At 71.9% G+C, this 22,599-nt stretch carries 19 protein-coding genes and 2 tRNA genes; 14 read left to right on the forward strand and 7 right to left on the reverse strand.

Translation table 11 applies throughout. The features are described from left to right. Positions 1-25: 25 nt before the first annotated feature. From C8250_RS27840 to C8250_RS27860, 5 genes are all read left to right on the forward strand, one after another. On the forward strand, positions 26-2,884 hold the full coding sequence (locus C8250_RS27840; protein ID WP_138351079.1) for a UPF0182 family protein: 2,859 nt from the start codon (positions 26-28) through the stop codon (positions 2,882-2,884). 41 nt (positions 2,885-2,925) lie between these two features. Next, positions 2,926-2,999, forward strand: a tRNA-Met gene (locus C8250_RS27845). 167 nt (positions 3,000-3,166) lie between these two features. Beyond that, on the forward strand, positions 3,167-5,062 hold the full coding sequence (locus C8250_RS27850; protein WP_138350942.1) for a tetratricopeptide repeat protein: 1,896 nt from the start codon (positions 3,167-3,169) through the stop codon (positions 5,060-5,062). A 121-nt stretch (positions 5,063-5,183) separates the two neighbouring features. Beyond that, positions 5,184-5,257, forward strand: a tRNA-Met gene (locus tag C8250_RS27855). Between the two features lie 239 nt (positions 5,258-5,496). Next, entirely contained in the window at positions 5,497-6,882 is a 1,386-nt protein-coding gene (locus C8250_RS27860; protein WP_138350941.1) for a hypothetical protein, read from the forward strand. Here C8250_RS27860 and C8250_RS27865 read toward each other — a convergent pair. Beyond that, positions 6,848-7,258, reverse strand: a complete 411-nt coding sequence (locus C8250_RS27865; protein ID WP_138350940.1) for a Fur family transcriptional regulator — start codon at positions 7,256-7,258, stop codon at positions 6,848-6,850. The genes C8250_RS27860 and C8250_RS27865 overlap by 35 nt on opposite strands. Positions 7,259-7,398: 140 nt before the next feature. Here C8250_RS27865 and C8250_RS27870 point away from each other — a divergent pair, with 140 nt between their 5' ends. Continuing rightward, a complete protein-coding gene (locus tag C8250_RS27870) occupies positions 7,399-8,859 on the forward strand; it encodes a catalase (protein WP_138350939.1) in 1,461 nt (486 codons plus the stop codon). A gap of 264 nt (positions 8,860-9,123) precedes the next feature. Here C8250_RS27870 and C8250_RS27875 read toward each other — a convergent pair whose 3' ends face one another. Together C8250_RS27875 and hisN are read right to left on the reverse strand one after the other, a co-directional pair. Beyond that, positions 9,124-9,534 carry a CBS domain-containing protein gene (locus tag C8250_RS27875; protein ID WP_138350938.1) on the reverse strand — a complete coding sequence of 137 codons (411 nt, stop codon included), beginning with the start codon at positions 9,532-9,534 and terminating at the stop codon, positions 9,124-9,126. 102 nt (positions 9,535-9,636) lie between these two features. Continuing rightward, the gene (gene hisN / locus C8250_RS27880; protein ID WP_138350937.1) at positions 9,637-10,437 is read right to left on the reverse strand and encodes a histidinol-phosphatase; all 801 of its coding nucleotides are present in this window, start codon (positions 10,435-10,437) and stop codon (positions 9,637-9,639) included. Between the two features lie 130 nt (positions 10,438-10,567). Between hisN and C8250_RS27885 the strand changes: the two genes are divergently transcribed. Beyond that, complete coding sequence (locus C8250_RS27885; RefSeq protein ID WP_232484648.1) at positions 10,568-11,251, forward strand: TetR/AcrR family transcriptional regulator; helix-turn-helix transcriptional regulator; 684 nt, start codon at positions 10,568-10,570, stop codon at positions 11,249-11,251. 110 nt (positions 11,252-11,361) lie between these two features. After that, positions 11,362-12,948, forward strand: a complete 1,587-nt coding sequence (locus tag C8250_RS27890; RefSeq protein ID WP_138350935.1) for an MFS transporter — start codon at positions 11,362-11,364, stop codon at positions 12,946-12,948. Positions 12,949-13,006: 58 nt separating this feature from the next. On the opposite strand, the gene C8250_RS27895 is transcribed toward C8250_RS27890, so the two are convergent. From C8250_RS27895 to C8250_RS27910, 4 genes are all read right to left on the reverse strand, one after another. Continuing rightward, positions 13,007-13,330 (reverse strand): multidrug efflux SMR transporter, encoded by a 324-nt coding sequence (locus tag C8250_RS27895; protein ID WP_138351078.1) that lies wholly within the window; start codon positions 13,328-13,330, stop codon positions 13,007-13,009. Positions 13,331-13,491: 161 nt separating this feature from the next. Beyond that, positions 13,492-14,496 (reverse strand): ribosome small subunit-dependent GTPase A, encoded by a 1,005-nt coding sequence (gene rsgA, locus C8250_RS27900; RefSeq protein WP_138350934.1) that lies wholly within the window; start codon positions 14,494-14,496, stop codon positions 13,492-13,494. A gap of 7 nt (positions 14,497-14,503) precedes the next feature. Continuing rightward, positions 14,504-15,841, reverse strand: a complete 1,338-nt coding sequence (gene aroA / locus C8250_RS27905; RefSeq protein WP_138350933.1) for a 3-phosphoshikimate 1-carboxyvinyltransferase — start codon at positions 15,839-15,841, stop codon at positions 14,504-14,506. 112 nt (positions 15,842-15,953) lie between these two features. Then, a complete protein-coding gene (locus tag C8250_RS27910; protein WP_138350932.1) occupies positions 15,954-16,667 on the reverse strand; it encodes a M50 family metallopeptidase in 714 nt (237 codons plus the stop codon). Positions 16,668-16,721: 54 nt separating this feature from the next. Here C8250_RS27910 and C8250_RS27915 point away from each other — a divergent pair, with 54 nt between their 5' ends. The 6 genes from C8250_RS27915 to C8250_RS27940 all read left to right on the forward strand — a co-directional run bounded on the left by C8250_RS27915 (position 16,722) and on the right by C8250_RS27940 (position 22,518). Then, positions 16,722-17,537, forward strand: coding sequence for an SOS response-associated peptidase (locus C8250_RS27915; RefSeq protein ID WP_138350931.1), 816 nt, complete (start codon positions 16,722-16,724; stop codon positions 17,535-17,537). 23 nt (positions 17,538-17,560) lie between these two features. Further along, positions 17,561-18,217: an alpha/beta family hydrolase gene (locus C8250_RS27920; protein WP_244809399.1), complete on the forward strand. Its 657-nt coding sequence runs from the start codon at positions 17,561-17,563 to the stop codon at positions 18,215-18,217. Positions 18,218-18,281: 64 nt separating this feature from the next. Next, positions 18,282-19,124 (forward strand): sigma-70 family RNA polymerase sigma factor, encoded by an 843-nt coding sequence (locus C8250_RS27925; protein ID WP_138350929.1) that lies wholly within the window; start codon positions 18,282-18,284, stop codon positions 19,122-19,124. After that, positions 19,121-19,444, forward strand: coding sequence for a mycothiol system anti-sigma-R factor (gene rsrA, locus C8250_RS27930; RefSeq protein WP_138350928.1), 324 nt, complete (start codon positions 19,121-19,123; stop codon positions 19,442-19,444). The genes C8250_RS27925 and rsrA overlap by 4 nt, the downstream gene beginning before the upstream one ends. A 207-nt stretch (positions 19,445-19,651) precedes the next feature. Next, positions 19,652-21,052: an HD-GYP domain-containing protein gene (locus C8250_RS27935; protein WP_138351077.1), complete on the forward strand. Its 1,401-nt coding sequence runs from the start codon at positions 19,652-19,654 to the stop codon at positions 21,050-21,052. After that, on the forward strand, positions 21,049-22,518 hold the full coding sequence (locus tag C8250_RS27940) for an HD domain-containing protein (protein WP_138350927.1): 1,470 nt from the start codon (positions 21,049-21,051) through the stop codon (positions 22,516-22,518). The genes C8250_RS27935 and C8250_RS27940 overlap by 4 nt, the downstream gene beginning before the upstream one ends. Positions 22,519-22,599: the final 81 nt, after the last annotated feature.

Raw genomic sequence — 22,599 nt, forward strand, 5'->3', positions numbered from 1 at the left:
CGAGGTGCGCACCTTGGTATTCCAGATGCCGGATCGCGGCGGAGGTCCGACGGGGCCGCGGATCAGACTCGGCCGTCCGTCCCGGCGTACGCGGACGCTACTGATGACGCTTGGCGCGCTGATCGTGCTCGCCATCGCGTTCGTCATGTTCGCGGGCTTCTGGACGGACTGGCTCTGGTACCGCTCGGTCCATTATTCGTCGGTCTTCACCACCACCCTGTGGACGAAGATCGGCCTGTTCTTCACCTTCGGCCTGCTGATGGCCGCGGCCGTCGGCGTCAACATCTATCTGGCCTACCGGCTCCGGCCGCCGCTCAGCGCGATGTCGCTGGAGCAGCAGAGCCTGGACCGATACCGGATGGGTATCGCGCCCTACAAGAAGTGGGTGCTGCTCGCGGTCTGCGCCATGGTCGGCCTCATCGCGGGCGGCTCGGCGTCCGGCCAGTGGCGCACGTGGCTGCTGTACACGAACGCCACGCAGTTCGGCACGAAGGATCCGCAGTTCCACAAGGACGTGGCGTTCTACGCCTTCGACCTGCCCTGGTACCGCTTCCTGCTGAGCTTCGGCTTCGCGGCCGTGGTGCTCGGCCTGGTGGCGGCCGCGCTGGTGCACTACCTGTACGGCGGTCTGCGGATCACCTCGCCCGGCGGGCGGGCCACGGCAGCGGCCACCGGCCACCTGTCGGTGCTGCTGGGCATCTTCGTGTCGCTCAAGGCCGTCGCGTACTGGCTGGACCGGTACGGGCTCGCGGTGAAGTCGAGCGACTTCAAGGCCACCACCAGCTGGACCGGTCTGCGCTACGTGGACGCGAACGCGTATCTGCCGGCGAAGAACATCCTCTTCGCCATCGCGATCATCTGCGCGCTGCTGTTCTTCGCGACGCTGTGGCGGCGCACCTGGTCGCTACCGATGATCGGTTTCGGTCTGATGGTGCTCTCCGCGATCCTGATCGGCGGGCTCTACCCGGCGATCGTGCAGAAGTTCCAGGTGCAGCCGAACGAGGCCGCCAAGGAAGCGCCGTACATCCAGAAGAACATCGACGCGACCCGCGAGGCCTACGGGATCGGCGGGAGCAAGGTCAGCCCGTATCCGGGGACCCCCACCACGCCGAACAAGGACATCCTGCGGGCCGACGCCAACACCACGGCGAGTGTGCGTCTGCTGGACCCGAACGTGGTCTCGCCGACCTTCCAGCAGCTGCAGCAGACCCGCGGCTACTACGCCTTCCCGTCCACGCTCGACGTCGACCGGTACACGACCGACAAGAAGGAGCAGGACACGGTCGTCGGCCTGCGCGAGCTGAACGTCAACGGCATCCCCGAGAACAACTGGATCAACGACCACTTCAAGTACACCCACGGGTACGGAATGGTCGCGGCCAAGGGGACGAACGCGCTGCCGGACGGCTCGCCGGACTTCACCGAGAAGGACCTGCCGGCCACCGGCAACCTCCCCGAGTACCAGCAGCGGATCTACTACGGCGAGCAGACCAAGCAGTACTCGATCGTCGGCGGCCCGACGAAGGAGATCGACTACACCGACAACAGCGGGGAGAAGGCCTACACCTACACCGGCAAGAGCGGGGTCGGGCTCGACAACCCGATCACGCGGGCCGCGTACGCGGTGAGCTTCGGTGAGCCGCAGATCCTGTACTCGGGGGCGATCGGCAAGGGCTCCAAGGTGCTCTACAACCGGACGCCCAAGGAGCGGGTCGAGGCCGTCGCGCCGTGGCTCACCATCGACGGCGACCCGTATCCGTCGGTCGTCGACGGCCATGTGAAGTGGATCGTGGACGCCTACACGACCACCAACGGCTATCCGTACGCCTCCCGCACCACGCTGGGTGACACCACGGCCGACTCGCTGACCGACGGCCAGCGCACGGTGCTCGCGCAGCAGAACCAGGTCAACTACATCCGCAACTCGGTCAAGGCGACCGTGGACGCGTACGACGGCACCGTCACCCTGTACCAGTGGGACGCCAAGGACCCGGTGCTGAAGACCTGGATGAAGGCCTTCCCCGGCACGGTCAAGGACAAGAGCGAGATCAGTCCTGACCTGATGGCGCACCTGCGGTACCCGCAGGACCTGTTCAAGGTGCAGCGGCAGCTGCTGACCCGCTACCACGTGACCCTCGCGTCGACGTTCTACAGCGGCAGCGAGGTGTGGCAGGTCCCGGACGACCCGGCGGCGAAGACCGGCAAGGCGGTTCCGCCGTACTACCTGAGCCTGAAGATGCCGGACCAGAACTCGCAGGCGTTCTCGCTGACGACCACGTTCACGCCCAACGGGCGCGACAACCTCAGCGCGTTCATGGCGGTCGACGCCGATGCGACGAGCAAGGACTACGGCGCGATCAGACTGCTCCAGCTGCCACCGAACACCACGGTGGACGGGCCGAAACAGGTGCAGAGCAAGCTCAACTCCGACAACAAGGTCGCGCCACAGATCAACCTGCTCAAACGCGGGGGCGATTCGACGGTCGAGTACGGCAATCTGCTCACGGTGCCGCTGAACGGCGGCCTCCTGTACGTGGAGCCGGTCTACGTCAGGGGCGCGGGCACCAACTACCCGCTCCTCAGGAAGGTTCTGGTGACCTACGGGAACCAGATCGGCTTCCAGGACACCCTTGAGGCGGCGCTGAACGAGGTGTTCAGCAGCGAAGGGACCACCCAGCCACCACCGAGTACCGGGCAGCCCACGAAGCCGACACCCGATCCGACGGTCGCCGCGGCGCTCGCGGACGCGCAGAAGGCGTTCGACGCGGGCCAGGCGGCGCTGAAGGCCGGCGACTGGGCCAAGTACGGCCAGACGCAGAAGGATCTGGCCGCCGCACTCCAGAGGGCGGCGGAAGCGGAGCAGAAGACGGCAAAGAAGGGCTGATCAGACACACCGCGCGCCGTGGTACGGTTGGGACACAACGGCGCGGGGTGGAGCAGCTCGGTAGCTCGCTGGGCTCATAACCCAGAGGTCGCAGGTTCAAATCCTGTCCCCGCTACTGCAGAAGAGGCTCGGAGTCAACAGACTCCGGGCCTCTTCACTTATTTGGGGGACGCACAGAGCTTTGCGTTTGGTAAGGCGTCAAGTCGGGAAGTCGACAAAACGCTGAAGTGACCTATTGGGTTGCGGTATACCAGGTGTACGGCGGTAACGGGTGGTGCGACGATGGACCTTATGGGGGATGGTGCAAGACTGCTGAATACTCGTCAGATCCATGATCGCGGGTCGACGGGTGACACGTCGACGTCTGCTTCCAGGCTCGTGCCGGCTGTCACCAGTCTCCTGCCGGCGCCGCGCGCCGCCGATTCGCTTCCCGTTGCCAGGACCGACAGGACCGAGCTCTCCGACCTGCCCGAGGCCTCCGAGGCCGCCGAACTCGCCGACGAGGAAAGCCTCGCGGTGCGCGAGGAGGCCGAGATCGAGGTCCGGCACCGCCGGGCCGCCGACCACGGCGACCCCGCCGCCATGAGCGCGCTGGGCACCCTGCTGCTGCGCCGCGGCGACCTGGACGGGGCCGAGCCGTATCTGCGTGCCGCGACCGCGAACGGCGACCGCGCGGCCGCCAACAACCTTGCCCTGCTGCTGCATCAGCGCGGTTACCCGGAGGAGGCGGCCAACTGGTGGCGGATCGCCGCCGTCGCGGGTTCCGCCCCGGCCGCGCACGCGCTGGGCCGGCACTACCGCGAGCGCGGCGACGAGCCCGGTGCCGAGTACTGGCTGCGCCAGGCCGCCGAGTCGGGCCACACGCTGGGCGCGTACGCCCTGGCCGATCTGCTCGACCACCGGCGGGACGTCGGCGCCGAGCGCTGGTTCCGGGTCGCCGCCGAGCACGGCCACCGCGAGGCCTCGTACCGCATCGCGCGGATCTGCGCCGAGCGCGGCGAGGAGCGTGAGGCCGAGCAGTGGTACCGGCAGGCAGCCGCGCGCCGGCACCGCCGCGCCGCGCTGCGCCTCGGCACGCTCCTGGAGGAGCGCGGCGAGACCAAGGAAGCCGGCCACTGGTACCTGACCGCGGCCCGCGACGGTGAGGCGCGCGCCGCCTGCGCGCTCGCCTTCCTGCTGCGCGACGCCGGCGATGTGGACTCCGCCGCCACCTGGTGGCGGCGCGCCGCCCAGGCGGGCGACGGCAACGCCGCCAACGCGCTCGGAGCGCTGCACGCCGAGGAGGGCGAGACGCAGACAGCCGAGCGCTGGTACCGCAGCGCCCTGGCGGCGGGCGACATCAACGGGGCGTTCAACCTCGGCCTGCTCTGCGCCGGCCAGGGCCGCACCGCGCAGGCCGAGCAGTGGTACCGCAAGGCCGCGTACGCCGGCCACCGCGAGGCCGCCAACGCGCTCGCCGTCCTGCTGCTGCAGCGCGGAGACGCGGCCGGCGCCGAACCGTGGTTCTCCAAGGCGGCCGAGGCCGGCAGCGTCGACGCCGCCTTCAACCTCGGCATCCTGCACACCAACCGGGGCGACGAGGCCGCCGCCCGTGGCTGGTACGAGCGGGCCGCCGCGGCCGGCCACACCGAGGCCGCGCTCCAGGTCGCCATCGTGCTGCTGCGCGAGGGCGACAGCCACGGCGCCGAGCGCCATCTGCGGTGCGCCGCGGGCGGCGGCAGCCCCGAGGCCGCCTTCCGGCTCGGCGCGCTGCTGGACCGGGCGGACACCGACGAGGCCGAGGTGGAGGCCGAGGAGTGGTACGGCCGCGCCGCCCGGCAGGGGCACCGGCGTGCCCAGGTGCGGCTCGGCATGTGCGCCGCCAAGCGCGGCGACGTGGTGGACGCGGCGCACTGGTACCGCGAGGCCGCCGAGGCGGGCAGCCGCAACGGCGCGTTCAACCTCGGACTGCTGCTGGCCCGCGAGGGCAGCGAGCCCGAGGCCGCCCTGTGGTGGACCCGTGCCGCCGACGCCGGCCACGGCCGCGCGGCGCTGCGGATGGCGCTGCTCGCCGCCCGGCACGGCGAGCTGGCCGAGGCCCAGGGCTGGTGCGCGCGGGCGGTCGAGTGCGGTCCTGCCGAGGTCGCCGAGCGCGCCGCACGGCTCACCGACGCCGTGAAGCACGAGCTCACGGCGTAGGTCGCGGCGTCGCAGGGCCGCCCCGGCCGGGCTCCGGCCCGGTCGCTGCCCGCGCTCCTTGCCCGCAAGGGAACTGATTTGCACTGCTCAGCGCATCTGGTCTACATTGAGGACACAACGGCGCGGGGTGGAGCAGCTCGGTAGCTCGCTGGGCTCATAACCCAGAGGTCGCAGGTTCAAATCCTGTCCCCGCTACTTCAGTACCAAGGCCCGGTTCCTGAGAAATCAGGAACCGGGCCTTCGTCGTTCCCCTTGCTGCGCGGTCCTGGTACGCAGCCCTGGTACGCGGCCCTGGAGCGTCCCGGAGTAGTGCCTCGGACATCGTTCGGGCAAAAGCGCGCAAACATCCTTCGAAGCCTTCCCTGCCGGCGCGATCCTGGTCTTCTACGCGGTGCGAGGAGGCGGGGTTGCTGCGCGGACGGTTTGGGCGGACCGTGCTGCGACGGCGTGACGGGCCGGCGCCGGCCACGGTGCTCGACGCGGAACGCTGGAGCGGGTTGTGCCGGGCGGCCGTGACCGGTCGGCCGGAGACCGTCGAGGCACTGCTGGACGCCCTGCGGGCCGCGGTGGACGGCGGCCTCCCCTACGACCGTGCCGCGGCGCTCGACGCGCTGCTGCGGTCTCCTCCGGAGCTGCTGCCCCATCTGGACCGCGGCGCCCGCGCCCGGGGCGCCCCGTCGGTGCCGCTCCGCCCTGGCGGCGCCGATCCGCTGCGCTTGCTGCTGGCCTCGCTGGACCGCGACGGTCACGTCCGGCAGGCCGCGGTGGAGGCGCTGACCGGGGTCGGCGGGCCGCTGGCCGCGGCGGCGCTGGCCCTGCGCACGGTCGACTGGGTGCCCGCCGTACGGGAGCGCGCCGTGGCGGCGCTGCCCGCGCGGACCGCGCCCGACGAAGTCGCCGCCGCCCTGCGGCTGTTGCTGCGGCTGGGCGGCAGGCGCCGGGCGGGCGGTCAGCCGGCCGGGTACCGCGCGGTGCTCGCGGAGCCGGCGTACCGGCGTGCGGTCCGCGCGCTGGCCGCCGACGGTGATCCGCGGACCCGCCGCTTCGGGATGGAACTGGCCCTGGAACTGGGGGAGTACGTACGCGGCGACCTGCTGCGGACCGCGCTGCGCGACCGGGACCAGGTGTGCCGGCGGCTGTGCGCGGAACGGCTGCTGGAGATCGATCCGGATCAGGCGGGACGGCTGATGTGGGCGCGCAGCGCGGCGGTGCGGGAGCTCGCTGTGGCGGCGCTGCCCGTCGACGTGCCGGCCGCGCGCCTGGTGAGCGTGCTCGCCGATCCGGCCCGGATGGTGCGGGCGCAGGCGCGGTGGCAGCTGTACCGGCGCGGTGAGCCGCCGGCCCGGGTCTACCGCAGACAGCTCGGCCGGTGCGGGCCCGGCGGTCCGGCGGGGCTGGTGGCCGGTCTGCTGGCGGGCCTGGGGGAGTGCGGCGACGCGACGGACGTACCGGTGCTGTTGCGCTTCACCGGGCCGGGAGCAGGGCCGGGAGCAGGGCCGGGACCCGAGCCGGGAGCCGGGCCTGGGCCGGTCGCCCGGCCGGCGCGGGTACGGCGCTGTGCCGTGCGGGCGCTGGGGCGGCTCGCGCCCGCGGACGATCTGGTGCGGTTGCTGGCGCCACTGGTGCTCGACCCCGATCCGGGGGTGGCCAGGGAGGTGTTCGAGGCGCTGGCGCGGGTGGCCGCGCAGGTGCCCGCCGAAACGGTCTGGGTGGGCAGGACCCGTACCGAGCCGGCCGTGCGCAGGGCGGCCGAGCGGCTGGCGCCGGACGCGGGAGCCGCGCCCGTCAGGAGCAGTCGGGGCACAGACCGCGGTAGGTGACCTCGACGTCGGCGATGGTGAAGCCGAAGCGCTCGGTCGCGGGGAGGCTCGCGAGCGGGTCGCCGGCGGGGTGGACATCGCGGATCGTGCCGCAGCGCGAGCAGATCAGGTGCTGGTGCGGGTGGTGCGCGTTCGGGTCGTACCGCTTGGCGCGGCCGTCCGTCGCGACCTCGATGACCTCACCGAGGGTCACCATCTCACCGAGGGTGTTGTAGACGGTCGCCCGGGAGATCTCCGGCAACCGGGATGTGGCGCGGGCGTGCACCTCGTCGGCGGTCAGGTGCACGTGGTCGCCGTCGAGGACCTCGGCCACGACACGCCGCTGGGCGGTCAGCCGCCAGCCGCGTTCGCGCAGTCGTTCCAGAAGGTCACTCATACGCAGCAGCGTAACAGCGCTCGGTCCGGGGTCCGAATGAGTCCGGGGATGGTGCTCTTCTTGACTTAGACTCTGTCTATCGTAGGATCGATTCCGGCGACAGCCGAGGGACAGGTCGATCAGGATCCAGGGAGACGCACGTGACGGTTCAGGAAACGGGCCCGCTGACCACCGAGGCCGGAGCACCGGTGGCGGACAACCAGAACAGCCAGACGGCAGGTCCGGGCGGCCCGGTGCTGATCCAGGACCAGTCGCTGCTGGAGAAGCTCGCGCACTTCAACCGTGAGCGCATCCCGGAGCGCATCGTGCACGCCCGCGGCGCCGGCGCCTACGGCACCTTCACGCTGACGCGTGACGTCTCGGAGTGGACCCGGGCGGCGTTCCTGTCCGAGGTCGGCAAGCAGACCGAGACCTTCCTGCGGTTCTCCACCGTGGCGGGCAACCTGGGCTCGGCGGACGCGGTGCGCGACCCGCGCGGTTTCGCGCTGAAGTTCTACACCGAGGACGGCAACTACGACCTCGTCGGGAACAACACCCCCGTGTTCTTCATCAAGGACGCCATCAAGTTCCCCGACTTCATCCACACCCAGAAGCGCGATCCGTACACCGGCTCCCAGGAGGCGGACAACGTATGGGACTTCTGGGGCCTGAGCCCCGAGTCGACGCACCAGGTGACCTGGCTCTTCGGCGACCGCGGCATCCCGGCGACGCTGCGCAACATGAACGGCTACGGCTCGCACACCTACCAGTGGAACAACGCCGCGGGCGAGGTCTTCTGGGTCAAGTACCACTTCAAGACCGACCAGGGCATCAAGAACCTGACCACGGACGAGGCGAACCGGCTCTCGGGCATGGACCCCGACTCGCACCAGCGTGATCTGCGCGAGTCGATAGAGCGCGGCGACTTCCCGTCCTGGACGGTGCAGATCCAGGTCATGCCGGCGGCCGACGCGGCGAACTACCGCTTCAACCCGTTCGACCTCACCAAGGTGTGGCCGCACGCGGACTACCCGCCGATCGAGATCGGCAAGCTGGAGCTCAACCGCAACCCGGAGAACATCTTCGCCGAGGTCGAGCAGTCGATCTTCTCCCCGGCGCACTTCGTGCCCGGTATCGGCCCGTCCCCGGACAAGATGCTCCAGGGCCGGCTGTTCGCGTACGGCGACGCCCACCGCTACCGCGTCGGCATCAACGCCGACCACCTGCCGGTGAACCGCCCGCACGCCACCGAGGCACGCACCAACAGCCGTGACGGCTACCTGTACGACGGCCGTCACAAGGGCGCCAAGAACTACGAGCCGAACAGCTTCGGCGGCCCGCAGCAGACCAACGAGCCGCTGTGGCAGCCGCTCCCGGTCTCCGGTGCCACCGGCACCTCCGAGGCGCCCTCGCACGCCGAGGACGACGACTTCGTGCAGGCCGGAAACCTCTACCGCGCCATGTCCGAGGACGAGAAGGAGCGCCTGGTCGACAACCTGGCGCAGTTCATCTCCAAGGTCTCGCGCGACGACATCGCCGAGCGCGCGGTGAAAAACTTCCGCCAGGCGGACCCCGACTACGGCAAGCGGCTGGAAGCCGCGGTCCAGGCCCTCCGCGGCTGACCGGACGCTTGTCGTAACGACCTGGGGGGCGAGGCGGAGTGGATTAGCGAGCGGCGTCATGCGGCTTCGCGTCCAAGGTGGAGGAGGGAGGCGACGCGGAGCGTCGTCGACCGACGACAACGCCGGAGGCGGAGTCGCAGGGCGTCGGGAGCCCGCTCCGTATCGCTCCCCAGGTCGTAAACCGAAGAGGCCGGACGCCATGGGGCTCCGGCCTCTTCGCCGTCCCCGGCCGGCGCGGCCGTGAACGCGGGTCGTGGGCGGGGGTCAGCCGGCCAGTGCGCTCTGCGCTCCGGCGGTGGCCCGGTCCGGGGCCCAGCAGCGGATGATGTCGCGGACCGACACGATCCCGACGGGGTCGCGGCCGTCCAGCACGATCAGATGCCGGAAACCGCCGTGCACCATGGCGGACGCGGCGTCCTCCAGGGTCCACTCGGGCGTCGCGAAGACGACGTCGGTGGTGGTGTGGTCGTGGGCGGTCTCGACGTCCGGGTTCAGGCCGGCGCCGATGGCGTTGAGGATGTCGCGCTCGGTGAGGATGCCGACTCCCCAGGTGTCGGAGTCGAGGACGACGGCCGCGCCGATGCGTCGGACGGCCATCAGGCGGGCGGCCTGGCGCAGTGTGTGGGCGGGTCCGATGGTCAGGACGACGGTGCTCATGGCGTCTCGGACGAGCATGGGCTACCCCTAGAGAATGCGTTCACAAGTTCACAAGCTCGGGCATTCTCATGTTCACATGCTCTGTCCGGCTCAGCAAGGGGAGGCGCGCCGCCGTTTCGTTCAGCCCGTGCGCCCCAGGTATCCCAGCAGCTCCTCGTGGAGGAGCCCGTTCGAGGCCGCCGCGTTCCCGCCGAACGGGCCGGGCTCGCCGTCCAGGCTGGTGTACCGGCCGCCGGCCTCCTGCACGATGACGGCGGGCGCCGCCATGTCCCACAGGCTCAGCTCCGGCTCGGCGCAGATGTCGACCGAGCCCTCGGCGACCATCATGTACGGCCAGAAATCGCCGTAGCCGCGGGTGCGCCAGCAGTTCCGGGACAGGTGCAGAAAGCCGTCGAGCCGGCCCTGCTCCTCCCAGCCGCTGAGCGAGGAGTACGCGAAGGACGCGTCCTCCAGCTTGTTGATCTTCGACACATGCAGCCGGGTGGCGGCCGACAGGCTGCGCCCGGTGTACGCGCCGCCGCCCTTCGAGGCCCACCAGCGCCGCCCGAGCGCCGGCGCGGAGACCACGCCCACCACACCCTCGTCACCCTGCTCGCCGCGCACCATCAGCGCGATGAGGGTCGCCCAGACGGGTACCCCGCGCACGTAGTTCTTGGTGCCGTCGATCGGGTCGACGATCCACCGGCGCGGGCCGTTGCCGTGGCTGCCGTACTCCTCGCCGAGCACCGCGTCCCGGGGCCGGGCGCGGCCCAACTGGCTGCGGATCAGCTCCTCCGCCGCTTTGTCGGCCTCGCTCACCGGCGTCATGTCGGGCTTGGTCTCGACCTTGAGGTCCAGAGCCTTGAAGCGCTCCATGGTGGTGGCGTCGGCGGCATCCGCGAGGATGTGGGCGAGGCGCAGGTCGTCGTTGAAGTCGGGCATAAGGCGAACAGTAGCGATCGCAACCGGCCGAGGTCACGCGGACGGTGCGCGGAGCCTTGACAGCGGTCTGTGACGCGTCAATTCTTTGCCCACGGCCGCTGTCCGGGACATATGCGGGCCCTTGGAGGCAATGATGCCTACTGCGCGGGAATCATTACTGGACGCGGCTCTGGCCGCACTGGGCGCCCGGCCCTGGGCGGCGGTGCGGATGGTCGATGTGGCGCTGTCGGCCGGGGTGTCCCGGCAGACCCTCTACAACGAGTTCAGCAGCAAGGAAGGCCTCGCCCGCGCGCTCGCGCGCCGCGAGGCCGACACGTTTCTGGCCGGGGTCGAGAACGCCCTGGCGGAAGCGGAACGGCAGGGCGCGGACGCGGGCGACTGCTTCGCCGCCGCCGCGGCCTGGACGCTGCACAGCGCGCGCCGCAGCCCACTGGTCCGCGCCACTCTGACGGGCTGCCGCAGCGAGCGGCTGCCGGCCGCGGCGGTCGCCGGGATCCCGCTCCAGCGCTCGCCGCATCCGACGCGTACCGCTGCCGCGCACGCTTCGCCGTCGTACGCCCCGGCGTCGCACACCCCGCCTCCGGCGCCGGAGGTCGCGCCCTCGCCCGCCGAAATCGTCACCGAGATCCGCAACCGGGCGGTCGGCGCGCTCGAACACGGCTACCCGAAGCTGGATCTGGCCGACATCGGCTGGGCGTGCGAGGCCGCGGTCCGGCTCACGCTCGCCTACGTCGTCGCCCCTTCGACCTCCGACGAGGACGCCTGCCTGCAGGTCGCGCGGCTGGTCCGCGGGCTGCTGGCACGCGGCTGGTGAGCCGCGGGCGGACCGGTCAGCGATCGGTGCGCGAACGGTCAGCGCCCCCTTGGAGTCTGTGAGCCAGGACGCCGCAGCGTCCGGCCCACACCACCCAGAGGGAGCACGACATGACGGGGACCGGTACGTCGAACGGCACGGCCTTGGCCGGCCGCAAGGAATGGACGGGCCTCGCGGTCCTCTTCCTGCCCACGCTCCTCATCTCGATGGACATCAGCGTGCTGTTCTTCGCGCTGCCGTTCATCAGTGAGGACCTGGCACCCAGCGGCACCCAGCAGCTGTGGATCATGGACATGTACGGCTTCGTCCTCGCCGGCATGCTGATCACGATGGGGGCGCTCGGCGACCGGATCGGCCGGCGCCGCCTGCTGCTCATCGGCGCCACCGCCTTCGGCGTCGCCTCCGTCATCGCCGCCTACTCCGGCAGCGCCGAGGTGCTGATCGCCACTCGCGCGCTGCTCGGTCTCGGCGGCGCCACCCTCATGCCCTCGACGCTCGCGCTGATCCGCAACATGTTCCACGACGCCAGGCAGCGCAAGACCGCGATCTCCATCTGGACCGGCGCCATGGTCGGCGGCGCCACCGTCGGGCCGATCGTCGGCGGCTTCGTCCTGGAGCACTTCTGGTGGGGCGCCGCGTTCCTGATCAACGTGCCCGCCATGGTGCTGCTGCTGGTCCTCGCCCCGGCGCTGCTGCCCGAGTACCGCGCCCCCCGGGCCGGCCGGTTCGACGTGCTCAGCGCGTTCCTGTCGCTCGCCGCCGTCCTCCCGGTCATCTACGGGATCAAGCAGATGGCCGTGCACGGAGTCGGGCCGGTGCCCGCCCTGTCGGTCGTGGTGGGGCTGGCGGTGGCCTGGGTCTTCGTCCGCAGGCAGCGCACCTCGGCCAACCCGCTGATCGACGTCGAGCTGTTCCGGCAGCGCACGTTCAGCGCGTCCCTGCTGATCAACGTGCTGGCGATGTTCGCCTTCATCGGCGTCACGCTCTACACCAACCAGTATCTGCAACTCGTCCTCGGCAAGAGCCCGTTCCACGCGGCGCTGTGGTCCATGGCCGTCATGCCCGCCATCATGATCGCGATGACGGTCTCCGGCATCCTCGCCGACAAGGTGCGCCCCGCCTATCTGCTGGCCGCCGGGCTGCTGCTGACGACGGCCGGGGCCCTGGTGCTCACCCGGGTCCGGACGGACTCCGGCATCGCGGTCGTCCTGACCGGCGCCGCGCTGGTCGCCGCCGGGCTGCTGATGGGCAGCACCCTCACCGCCGACCTGATCCTGGCGGCGGCGCCGCCCGAGCGGGCCGGCTCCGCCTCCGCCCTGTCCGAGACCGGCAGCGAGTTCGGCGGCGCGCTCGGCATGGCGATCCTGGGCACCATCGGAACGGCCGTCTACCACGACCGGATGAGCGGTACACCGGCGGAGGCGCACGAGACCCTCGGCGGCGCGGTCGCCGCGGCAGCGCAGCTCCCCGGCAGGACCGGCACCGAACTGCTCGACACCGCACGGGAAGCGTTCACGGCGGGCGTCCACGCCGCCGCCTTCGGCGCCGCGATCGTCACGTTCACGGCCGCGGTCCTCGCGGTGGTCCTGCTCCGCCAGGTGCCGGCGTCCGCGCCGGCCGCCAAGGGCACGGAGAACGACGGGGATTCGGCCGGGGAGCCGGCCGGCGGGAACGCCTCGGAGGCGGTCGCGCGCTGAGTCCGCGCGACGAAGGTGAGGGGGCCGTCCGGCGACACCGCCGGACGGCCCCCTTCGGTCAGTGCGAGGAGCCCGACAGCTGCAGACCCACAACGCCCGCCAGGACCAGGCAGATTGAGACGATCTTGAGCGTCGAGACGATGTCGCCGAGGAAGACCATGCCGTAGATGGCGGTTCCCGAGGCGCCGATCCCCGTCCACACCGCGTACGCGGGACCGACGTCGAGCTTCTTCAGGGACAGGGTGAGCAGGCCGAAGCTCCCGAGGGCGAAGACCGCGAAGGCGATCGTCGGCCACAGACGGGTGAACCCGTGGGAGAGCTTGAGACAGACCGCGAAGCCGGTCTCCAGGATGCCTGCGACCACCACGAGCAGCCATGCCATCGAGGTGCCTCCCGTTCCGTCGCCCTGCCTGCCGTCCGAGGCGCTGCTGTCGGACTGATGGATCATCACACAGCATGCCCCGAAATGGCGGCAACGTTCCTCGGGTGAAGAGGCAAACGGGCGAACGGACGAACGAGAGCGCCGGGGACGATCGCCAGGGATCAGTCGCCCTCGCGGCGTTCACGGGTCGCGAGCAGCCGGCGCAGCGAGTCGAGCCGGGCCGGATCGGCGTGACCGGCGGCGACCCACGCGTCCAGCGCGCACTCGGGTTCGTCATGGCTGCAGCCGCGCGGGCACTCCTCGGTCCCGGCCACCAGCTCGGGGAAGGCCAGGATGACGCGCGACGGATCGATGTGGTGCAGGCCGAAGGAGCGCACGCCCGGGGTGTCCACGACCCAGCCGTCGGCGTCGCCGGGGAGCGGGAGGGCCAGCGCCGACGTGGTGGTGTGCCGGCCGCGGCCGGTGACGGCGTTGACGATGCCGGTGGCGCGCTGCCGCTCGACGAGCGCGTTCACCAGGGTGGTCTTGCCGACACCGCTGTGCCCGACGAACGCGGTGATCCGGCCCTTGAGACGCTCGCGGACCGCGTCCACCCCGCCGGTCAGGAAGTCGTCCCGGGTGGTGACCACATAGGAGACGCCCAGCGTCGCGTACGTCTCCAGCAGCGTGTCCGCCGACGCCAGATCGGACTTGGTCAGCACGAGCAGCGGCTCCAGGCCCGCGTCGTACGCCGCCACCAGACAGCGGTCGATCATGCGGGGGCGCGGCTCGGGATCGGCCAGCGCGGTGACGATCGCGAGCTGGTCGGCGTTGGCGACGACCACGCGCTCGTACGGATCGTCGTCGTCGGCGGTGCGCCGCAGCACGGACTTGCGCGGCTCGACCCGCACGATGCGCGCCAGGGTGTCCTTGCCGCCGCTCAGGTCGCCGACGACCGCGACGCGGTCGCCCACCACGGCGCTCTTGCGGCCCAGTTCGCGGGCCTTCATCGCGACGATGGTGCGGTCCTCGATCAGGACGTGCAGCCGGCCGCGGTCCACGGTGAGGACCATGCCCTCGGCCGCGTCCTCGTGCTTCGGCCGGATGTTGGTGCGGGGACGGTTGCCCTTGGTGTTCGGGCGGACCCGGATGTCGTCCTCGTCGGGGTTCTTGCCGTAGCGACGCATGGCGCGGTCAGCCCCGCCCCGCCGTGACGGGGGTCCCGAGCATCTCGGTCCACAGTTCAGGGAACTCCGGGAGCGTCTTGGCGGTGGTGGCGACGTTCTCCACCAGGACGCCGGGCACGGCCAGGCCGAGCACGGCCGCCGCCGTCGCCAGCCGGTGGTCCTCGTAGGTGTGGAAGACCCCGCCGCGCAGCGCGCGGGGCCGGATCCGCAGTCCGTCCTCGGTCTCGGTGGCGTCGCCGCCCAGACCGTTGATCTCGGTGACGAGCGCCGCGAGGCGGTCCGTCTCGTGCAGCCGCAGATGCGCGACCCCGGACAGCACGGACTCCGACCCGGCCAGCGCGGCGACCGCCGCGATGACGGGCGTCAGCTCGCCGACCTCGTGCAGGTCCGCGGTGATGCCCAGGATCCGGCCGGTGCCGGTGAACGTCAGCCCCTGCTCGGTCAGCTCGCACGCACCGCCCATGCGGGTGAAGATCTCCCGCAGGGCGTCGCCCGGCTGGGTGGTCCGCTCGGGCCAGTCCGGCACGGTGACCCGGCCGCCGGTGACCAGCGCCGCAGCCAGGAACGGCGCCGCGTTCGACAGGTCCGGCTCCACCGTCAGGTCCCGGCCGAGCAGCGCGCTCGGTGCTACCCGCCAGACGTTCGGCTCGCCGCCGTCCTGCGGGGCGTCCACCTTGGCGCCCGCGACCCGCAGCATGTCGATCGTCATGCGGATGTGGGGGAGGGAGGGGAGCGTGCGGCCGGTGTGCCGCAGCTCGAGACCCTGGTTGAAGCGCGGTCCCGAGAGCAGCAGCGCGCTCACGAACTGCGAGGACGACGAGGCGTCGACCTCCACCGGCCCGCCGGACAGCGAGCCGGCGCCCTGCACGGTCAGCGGCAGCGCGCCGCGTCCCTCGTCGTCGATCCGGGCGCCCAGCGTGCGCAGCGCGTCGATCACGCCCTGCAGCGGCCGCTCGTACGCCCGGGGGTCGCCCTCGAAGCGGACCGGGCCGTCGGCCAGCGCCGCGACCGGCGGCAGGAAGCGCATGACGGTGCCGGCGTTGCCGACGTCGATCCGCGCCGGGCCGTGCAGCCCGGCCGGGATGACCCGCCAGGCCTCACCGCCGCCGCCCGTGTTCACCTGCTCGTCGATCTGCACGCCCATGGCGCGCAGCGCGTCCGCCATCAGCACGGTGTCGCGGCTGCGCAGCGGGCGCCGGATCCAGCCGGGCTCGGAGGCGTGCGCGGCGAGCACCAGCGCGCGATTGGTGACCGATTTGGATCCGGGCACAGTGACCGTCGCGTCGACGGGGCCGGAGGCGACGGGGGCGGGCCAGAGAGCGGTGTGCGGGGAACTGTCGGTCATGGGCACCAAGCCTAGTGGCTGGCGGCGGCCCCGCCCGGAGTGCGGGAGCCGGGCAGGAGGCCGCGGAGGGCCGTTCCGGAGCCCGGCGAGGACCCCGTGGGGCCCACCGGCCTCACAGGCCGAGCAGCCAGCGCCCGCCACCGACGAGCGCGCAGACGGCCGTCGCGTAGAACAGCAGCAGCCACAGGCCCACCGGGGTGTGGGTCAGCCGGCCCAGCTGGTCCGCGTCCGAGGTGTTCGACCGTTCGCGTCTGCGGGTGCGCTGCAGCTCGAAGACCGGACGCGAGCCGCCGAGCAGCAGGAACCAGACGACGAGGTAGGCGAAGGCCGCCTGCACCTGCGGTCCGGTCAGCCAGGAGACCAGCAGGAACGCGGCACCGGTCACCACGACCGTGAGCGCCCCGTACGCGTTGCGGATCATGATCAGCATCGCCAGCAGCAGCGCGGTGGCCCCCCACAGCAGCGCGGTGATGTGCCCGGCGGCCAGCAGCGCGGCCCCGGCCAGGCCCAGCAGCGGCGGCGCGGTGTACCCGGCGGCGGCCGTCAGGATCATGCCGAGCCCCGAGGGCTTGCCGCGCGAGACGGTGAGGCCCGAGGTGTCCGAGTGCAGCCTGATGCCCTCCAGGCTGCGCCCGGTGAGCAGCGCGAGCAGGCCGTGGCCGCCCTCGTGCGCGATGGTGATCGCGTTGCGGCTCAGCCGCCATATGCCGTCCGGCAGCACGGCGGCCAGCGCTATCAGCGCCGTACCGCCGACCAGCCAGGCCGACGGATCGGGCTGGGTACCGACCACGCGGTCCCATAGTTCCGTGAAGCTCTTGATATCCATCGTTCCCCTGCAACGTGCGGCGCCATGTCGGAGTGCCGTGGCAGTCTGGCACTCATGTGTGGTCGATATGCGGCGAGCCGGCAACCCGAGGATCTGGCGGCTCTTTTCGAGGTCCAACAGCGGGAGCCGAAGGAGGAGTTGGCGCCGAACTGGAATGTGGCGCCGACGGATCCGGTGTGCGTCGTGCTGGAGCGTCCGCTGAAGGGCGCGGAGACCCCCGAGCCGGTACGGCAGCTGCGCAAGCTGCGCTGGGGGCTGGTGCCGTCATGGGCGAAGACCCCCGACGTCGGCGTGAAGATGATCAACGCACGGGCGGAGACGGTGCACGAGAAGCCGTCCTTCCGCCGCCCCTTCAGCGCCCGCCGCTGCCTCATACCCGCCGACGGCTACTACGAGTGGGTGACCGCGAAGGACGAGCGGCAGCTGGAGGAGCAGGGGAAGAAGAAGCGGGCGCGCAAGCAGCCGTACTTCGTGACCCCCGCGGACGGCTCGGTGATGGCGATGGCCGGGCTGTACGAGTTCTGGCGGGACCGGACGCTGCCCGACGACCACCCGCAGGCGTGGTGGTCCACCTGCACCGTCATCACGACGGAGGCGGAGCAGACCCCGCCCGCCGGATTCGCCGGCGAGGGACCGGCCTCCTTGGCCGCCGTCCACCCCCGGATGCCGCTGATGCTGGCCCCGGACCGCTGGGACGCCTGGCTGGATCCGGCCACCACCGATCCCGACGAGCTGCGCGGCCTGCTCGTGCCGCCGCCGGCCGGAACGGTGCGGTTGTATCCGGTCGGCACGGACGTGAGCAACGTCAGGAACAACGGGCCGCAGCTGACCGACGCGCTCGCCGCCCCCGCGGAGGAAACCCTTTTCTGACCGGGACCGGCAGGATGGGGCGGGTGATCGACACACCGGCGGGCGAGGCCCGCGTGACGTGGCATGACGGCGGGCGCGACGCGCGGGCGGTCCTCGCGCTGGGACACGGGGCAGGGGGCGGCATCGAGGCCCGCGACCTGGTCGCGCTGGCGGCCGCGCTGCCCGCCCTGGGCGTGACCGTGGCGCTGGTCGAGCAGCCGTGGCGGGTGGCGGGCAGGAAGGTGGCGCCCGCGCCGAAGACCCTGGACGTGGGCTGGCGCGCGCTGTGGCCCGTCCTGGCGGAGCCCGGCCTGCCGGTGATCGCGGGCGGCCGCAGCGCCGGGGCCCGGGTCGCCTGCCGCACGGCTGTGGAGCTGGGTGCTGCCGCCGTGCTGGCCCTGTCGTTCCCGCTGCATCCGCCGGGCCGGCCGGAGAAGTCCCGGGCCGCCGAGCTGCTGGGCTCCGGCGTTCCGACGCTGGTGGTGCAGGGCGGCCGGGATCCGTTCGGGCCGCCGGAGGAGTTCCCCGCCGGGACGGAGATCGTCGCGGTGCCGTACGCCGACCACGGCTTCGCCGTCCCGAAGAGGGCCGACCTCTCCCAGGAGGACGCACTCTCCGTGATCACGGACGGTGTCGGTGACTGGCTGTCCGCACTCGGACACACGTCCGTTCGCACACGGGCGCGGGAACGGCGGGAATGACGGCCGTGATCCGTGCGTTGTCCGGATCACCGGTACGAAAACGCAGAGTGAGGAAGGCAGCCGCATGGTTTCAGCCGCATGCCAGCCACGCGCAAACGCGAAGGCGAAGGCGCCCTACCTGGACTGGGCCCAGTGGCCTGCGACAGGCGGCAGGACCGGCACGCCCGGCACGCCGATCTCCAGCGGGATATCCTCCGAACCGAGCGGGTCCGGTTTTGGGCCCGTGACCGTTTTGGAGGAGGTGGTTCCGGTCACCGGCACCAACGACAGCACAGCGGGTGCTGCGGGCACGGCCGGCGAGGAAGCACAGGAGAGCTCCGCGGAGCGCAATGAGCGCTTCGAGCGTGACGCCCTCACCTTCCTCGACCAGATGTACTCGGCCGCGCTGCGGATGACCCGCAACCCCGCGGACGCCGAGGACCTGGTGCAGGAGACGTACGCGAAGGCGTACGCGTCCTTCCACCAGTTCCGTGAGGGAACGAACCTCAAGGCGTGGCTCTACCGCATTCTCACCAACAGCTTCATCAACTCCTACCGCAAGAAGCAGCGCGAGCCGCTGCGCAGCGGCTCGGAGGAGATCGAGGACTGGCAGCTCGCACGCGCCGAGTCGCACATGTCGACCGGCCTGCGTTCGGCCGAGTCCCAGGCGCTCGACCACCTGCCCGACTCCGATGTGAAGTCGGCGCTGCAGGCGATCCCCGAGGAATTCCGTATCGCCGTCTATCTCGCGGATGTCGAGGGCTTTGCGTACAAGGAGATCGCGGACATCATGGGGACACCCATCGGCACGGTGATGTCCCGACTGCACCGCGGGCGGCGCCAGCTGCGCTCGATGCTCGAGGACTACGCCCGTGAGCGCGGGCTCGTCCCGGCCGGCGCGGGAGACGAGAAGGGCTCAGGGACATGAGCTGCGGCAACGCACATGAGACGGACTGCTCCGAGGTACTCGACCACCTCTACGAGTACCTCGACGAGGAGATGTCCGACGACGCCTGCGCCAAGTTCAGGGAGCACTTCGACGAGTGCCACCCGTGCTTGGAGAAGTACGGCCTCGAGCAGGCGGTGAAGAAGCTCGTCAAGCGCTGCTGCGGCCATGACGACGTTCCCACCGACCTCCGGTCGAAGGTCATGATGCGGATCGAGCTGATCCGTTCCGGCGAGATCTCACCGGTGCCGGAACAGGCACCCGAGATCATCGCCGGGAGCGGAGCCGAAGCTCACCCGTAGGGGTGACTGACGACAGGCCCATTCCGCCCAAACCGCATATCGGTCTCCCGCCCGACGGGCGCGGCCCTATCCTCCGAGGATTCAACGGGGGTCGGGCCGCGCCCGTCGCAGGCACTGGGAGGCAAGGTGCTGGATTCGAGGATCCGGGCGGACGGCCTGCGGTCGGCGATCAGGGCGGACGGCCTGCGGTCGAGGATCCGGGTGAGTCTGCGGACCCTGCCGCCGGCGGCCCGCGGCTACATCGCCGTGGTGCTGCTCACCGCCTGCTTATGCGCGGCCCCGGCGTTGGACGGCCGGACGCCCTGGGCGACGGTCGCCGTCCTCGCCGTCCTGTACGCGGTCTGCGAGATCGGCTTTCTGCCCCCGGGACGCGGGACCCTGTCTGCCGCGGGCCGGGACCCCGGACGTGAGGCGCCCGCCGGGATCGGCTCGTTCTACCCCGTACTGCTCGCCGCGGCGCTGATGCTGCCGCCGTCCGCCGCCGCGCTCGTCGCCCTGCCGGGATCGCTGGCCGGCCGGGTCGGGCAGAGCCCGCGCTGGCTGCGGCGCTGCTGGCGCGCCGGCCAGCTCGCCGTCGCCACCTTCGCCGCCGGCCACGCGCAGCGGCTGCTGGGCGGCGAACGCGCCCTGGACGAACTCGACTTCCCTTACCTGCTGCTCCCGGCCGCCGCTGCCGCGCTCACCTTCTGCGTGGTGGCCACCACCCTCGTCGGCGGGGTGCTCGTCACCGCCGAGCGCTGCCCGCCGCGCGCCGCCTGGGGTACCCCGCTGCTGGGCTCGATCGCACCGCACCTGACCTACGGGATGGTCGGGCTGATGATGGCGGCGCTGTGGCGCGGCTCGTACGGGGCCTTCGCCGCCGTACTGGTGCTGCTCCCCATGCACATCTCCTGCTGGGTCTTCGCGCAGGTCCACCGCGAACACACCGCGCACCGGGCGACCGTCCGGGCCCTCGTGCAGGCCGTCGAGATCAAGGACCGCTACACGCGCGGCCACAGCGAACGCGTGGGCCGCGCCTCGGTGTTCATCGCCCGCGAGATCGGTATGGCCGAGGACCGGGTCGACGCGCTGCGCTTCGCCGGGATCCTGCACGACATCGGCAAGATCGGCGTCCCCACCCGGCTGTTGCGCAAGGACGGTCCGCTCACCCCCGAGGAGCGCCGGGTGATCGAACTGCACCCGGAGTACGGCCACGAGGTGGTGCGCGGCATCGCGTTCCTCGGCGAGGCGCGCGCCGCGATCCTGCACCACCACGAACGGATCGACGGCAGCGGCTACCCGTTCGGGCTGACCGGCGACCAGATCCCCGAGTTCGCCCGCGTCGTGGCCGTCGCCGACGCCTTCGACGCCATGACCTCCACCCGCAGCTACCGCCGGGCCAGGGGCGTCGACGAGGCGCTGGCCGAACTCCGCCGCTGCGCCGGGACCCAGTTCGACCCGGCCATGGTCAGCGGCCTCATCCACGCCCTCGACCGGCACGTCTGGACCCCCACCGCGACGGCCGACGTACCCGGCATGCCCACGCCGGGCGCCGCCGAGCCCGCCCTCCCGCTGCCGCGCGCCGCCGGCCGCACCGCCACCGGCGCAGCTCCGGACCGCCGGCCATGACGTCTCCCCGTGACGATCCCGCGGCCCGGCCACCCCGATGGCCCCCCGGCCGCAGGCTCCGGCACGGACGGCCCGGCCGGGCCGCGGCCCGCGCCGGAGCCCGCCCGCGTACCCCGCTCGTCGTGGGAGCGGCCTACGCGGCGACCGCGCTGCTCACCGCCGTGGCGATCGGCTGGACGGCGTGGGCCGGTGTCGCCGAGCCCGCGACGGCCACCGCCTTCGGAGCGCTGATCGCGGTGGGGGAGGCGGCCCGGATCCCGCTGCCCGGTGACCGCGAGGCGGCGCCGCTGGCCACCGCGGGCGCGCTGGCGTACGCGCTGCTCGGCGAGGCGGACGGTGTCCCGACCTCGCACGGAGTCCTGCAGGTCGTCGCGGTCGTCGTGGTGGCCGCCGCACTCGGCCGGCTGGCCAACGCGCTGCCCGGCCCCCGCACCGTCCGTGCGGCCCGCTGCACCCAGGACACCGCGGACCCGCGCTCCCTGGACAACGCAGCCCGCCGCGTCCTCGCCGTGGCCTTCGCCGCCACCTGTTTCCAGCCGCTCTACAACTCCGGCCTGCTGCAGCGCTTCTTCGACCCCGGTCCGCTCTACGCGCTGTTCCTGTTCGCGCTGCTCGCGCTCACCGCCCTGTGCGACGCGGTGCTGGCCGCCACCCTCGCCGCCGCCAGAACCGGCCACCCCTTCGCGCCCGTCCTGCGTGACGAGCTGCGGGCCCTGCCCACCATCGGCTCCGCCGTCTGCGCCGGCGGTGTCGTGATGGCCCTGGCGGTCGGCGTCGCCGGGCTGTGGGCGCTGCCCGTCTTCAGCCTTCCGCTGCTGCTCACCCAGGTCTCGTTCCGCCGCCATGCCGCGATCCGGGCCACCTACCGGCAGACGATCGCCTCCCTCGCACGCGCCACCGAGGTCGCCGGCTACACGCCCACGGGCCACGCCCGCCGGGTGACCGCCCTCAGCCGGGAGGTGGGCCGGGAACTGGGGATGGCGCAGCGTGAGCTGCTGCTCCTGGAGTACGCGGCCCTCATGCACGACATCGGCCAGCTCTCCCTGGTCGACCCCGTCCCCGGCGGCGCCACCGAGCCGCTGGAGCCCGAGGAGCGGCGCCGTATCGCGCTGCTGGGAGGTGTCGTGGTCCGCCAGACCGGCGTTCCGGCCGAGGTCGCGGTGATCGTCGAGTGCCAGGCCGACCCGTACCGCGAACAGCCCCTTGCCGGCCGGATCGTCCGCGCCGTCAACGCGTACGAGGACCTGACCGGCGGGACGGCGGCCCTGGACCGCCGTCTGGCGGCCGTGGAGCGGCTGCGGCTGTCCACCGCCCGGGACTACGATCCGGGCGTCGTGGACGCGCTGACCCGGGTTCTCGCCCGTGGCGGAGCGGCCCGGGCCGCCGGCGGGGAACCGGACGGTAATGAGCGGCGCCCGCGACCGGCATGGTTGGATGCGGCTGGGGATGGCAAGGAGGAGTGGTGAGGACCGGAATCCGGGCTGAGACTCCGGCCGATATGTGGAAGGTTGTCACTGAGCGGGGGAACAACCTGCGGGGGGACGGGA

The organism is Streptomyces sp. So13.3 (genome assembly GCF_005860785.2).
Lineage (GTDB): Bacteria > Actinomycetota > Actinomycetes > Streptomycetales > Streptomycetaceae > Actinacidiphila > Actinacidiphila fildesensis.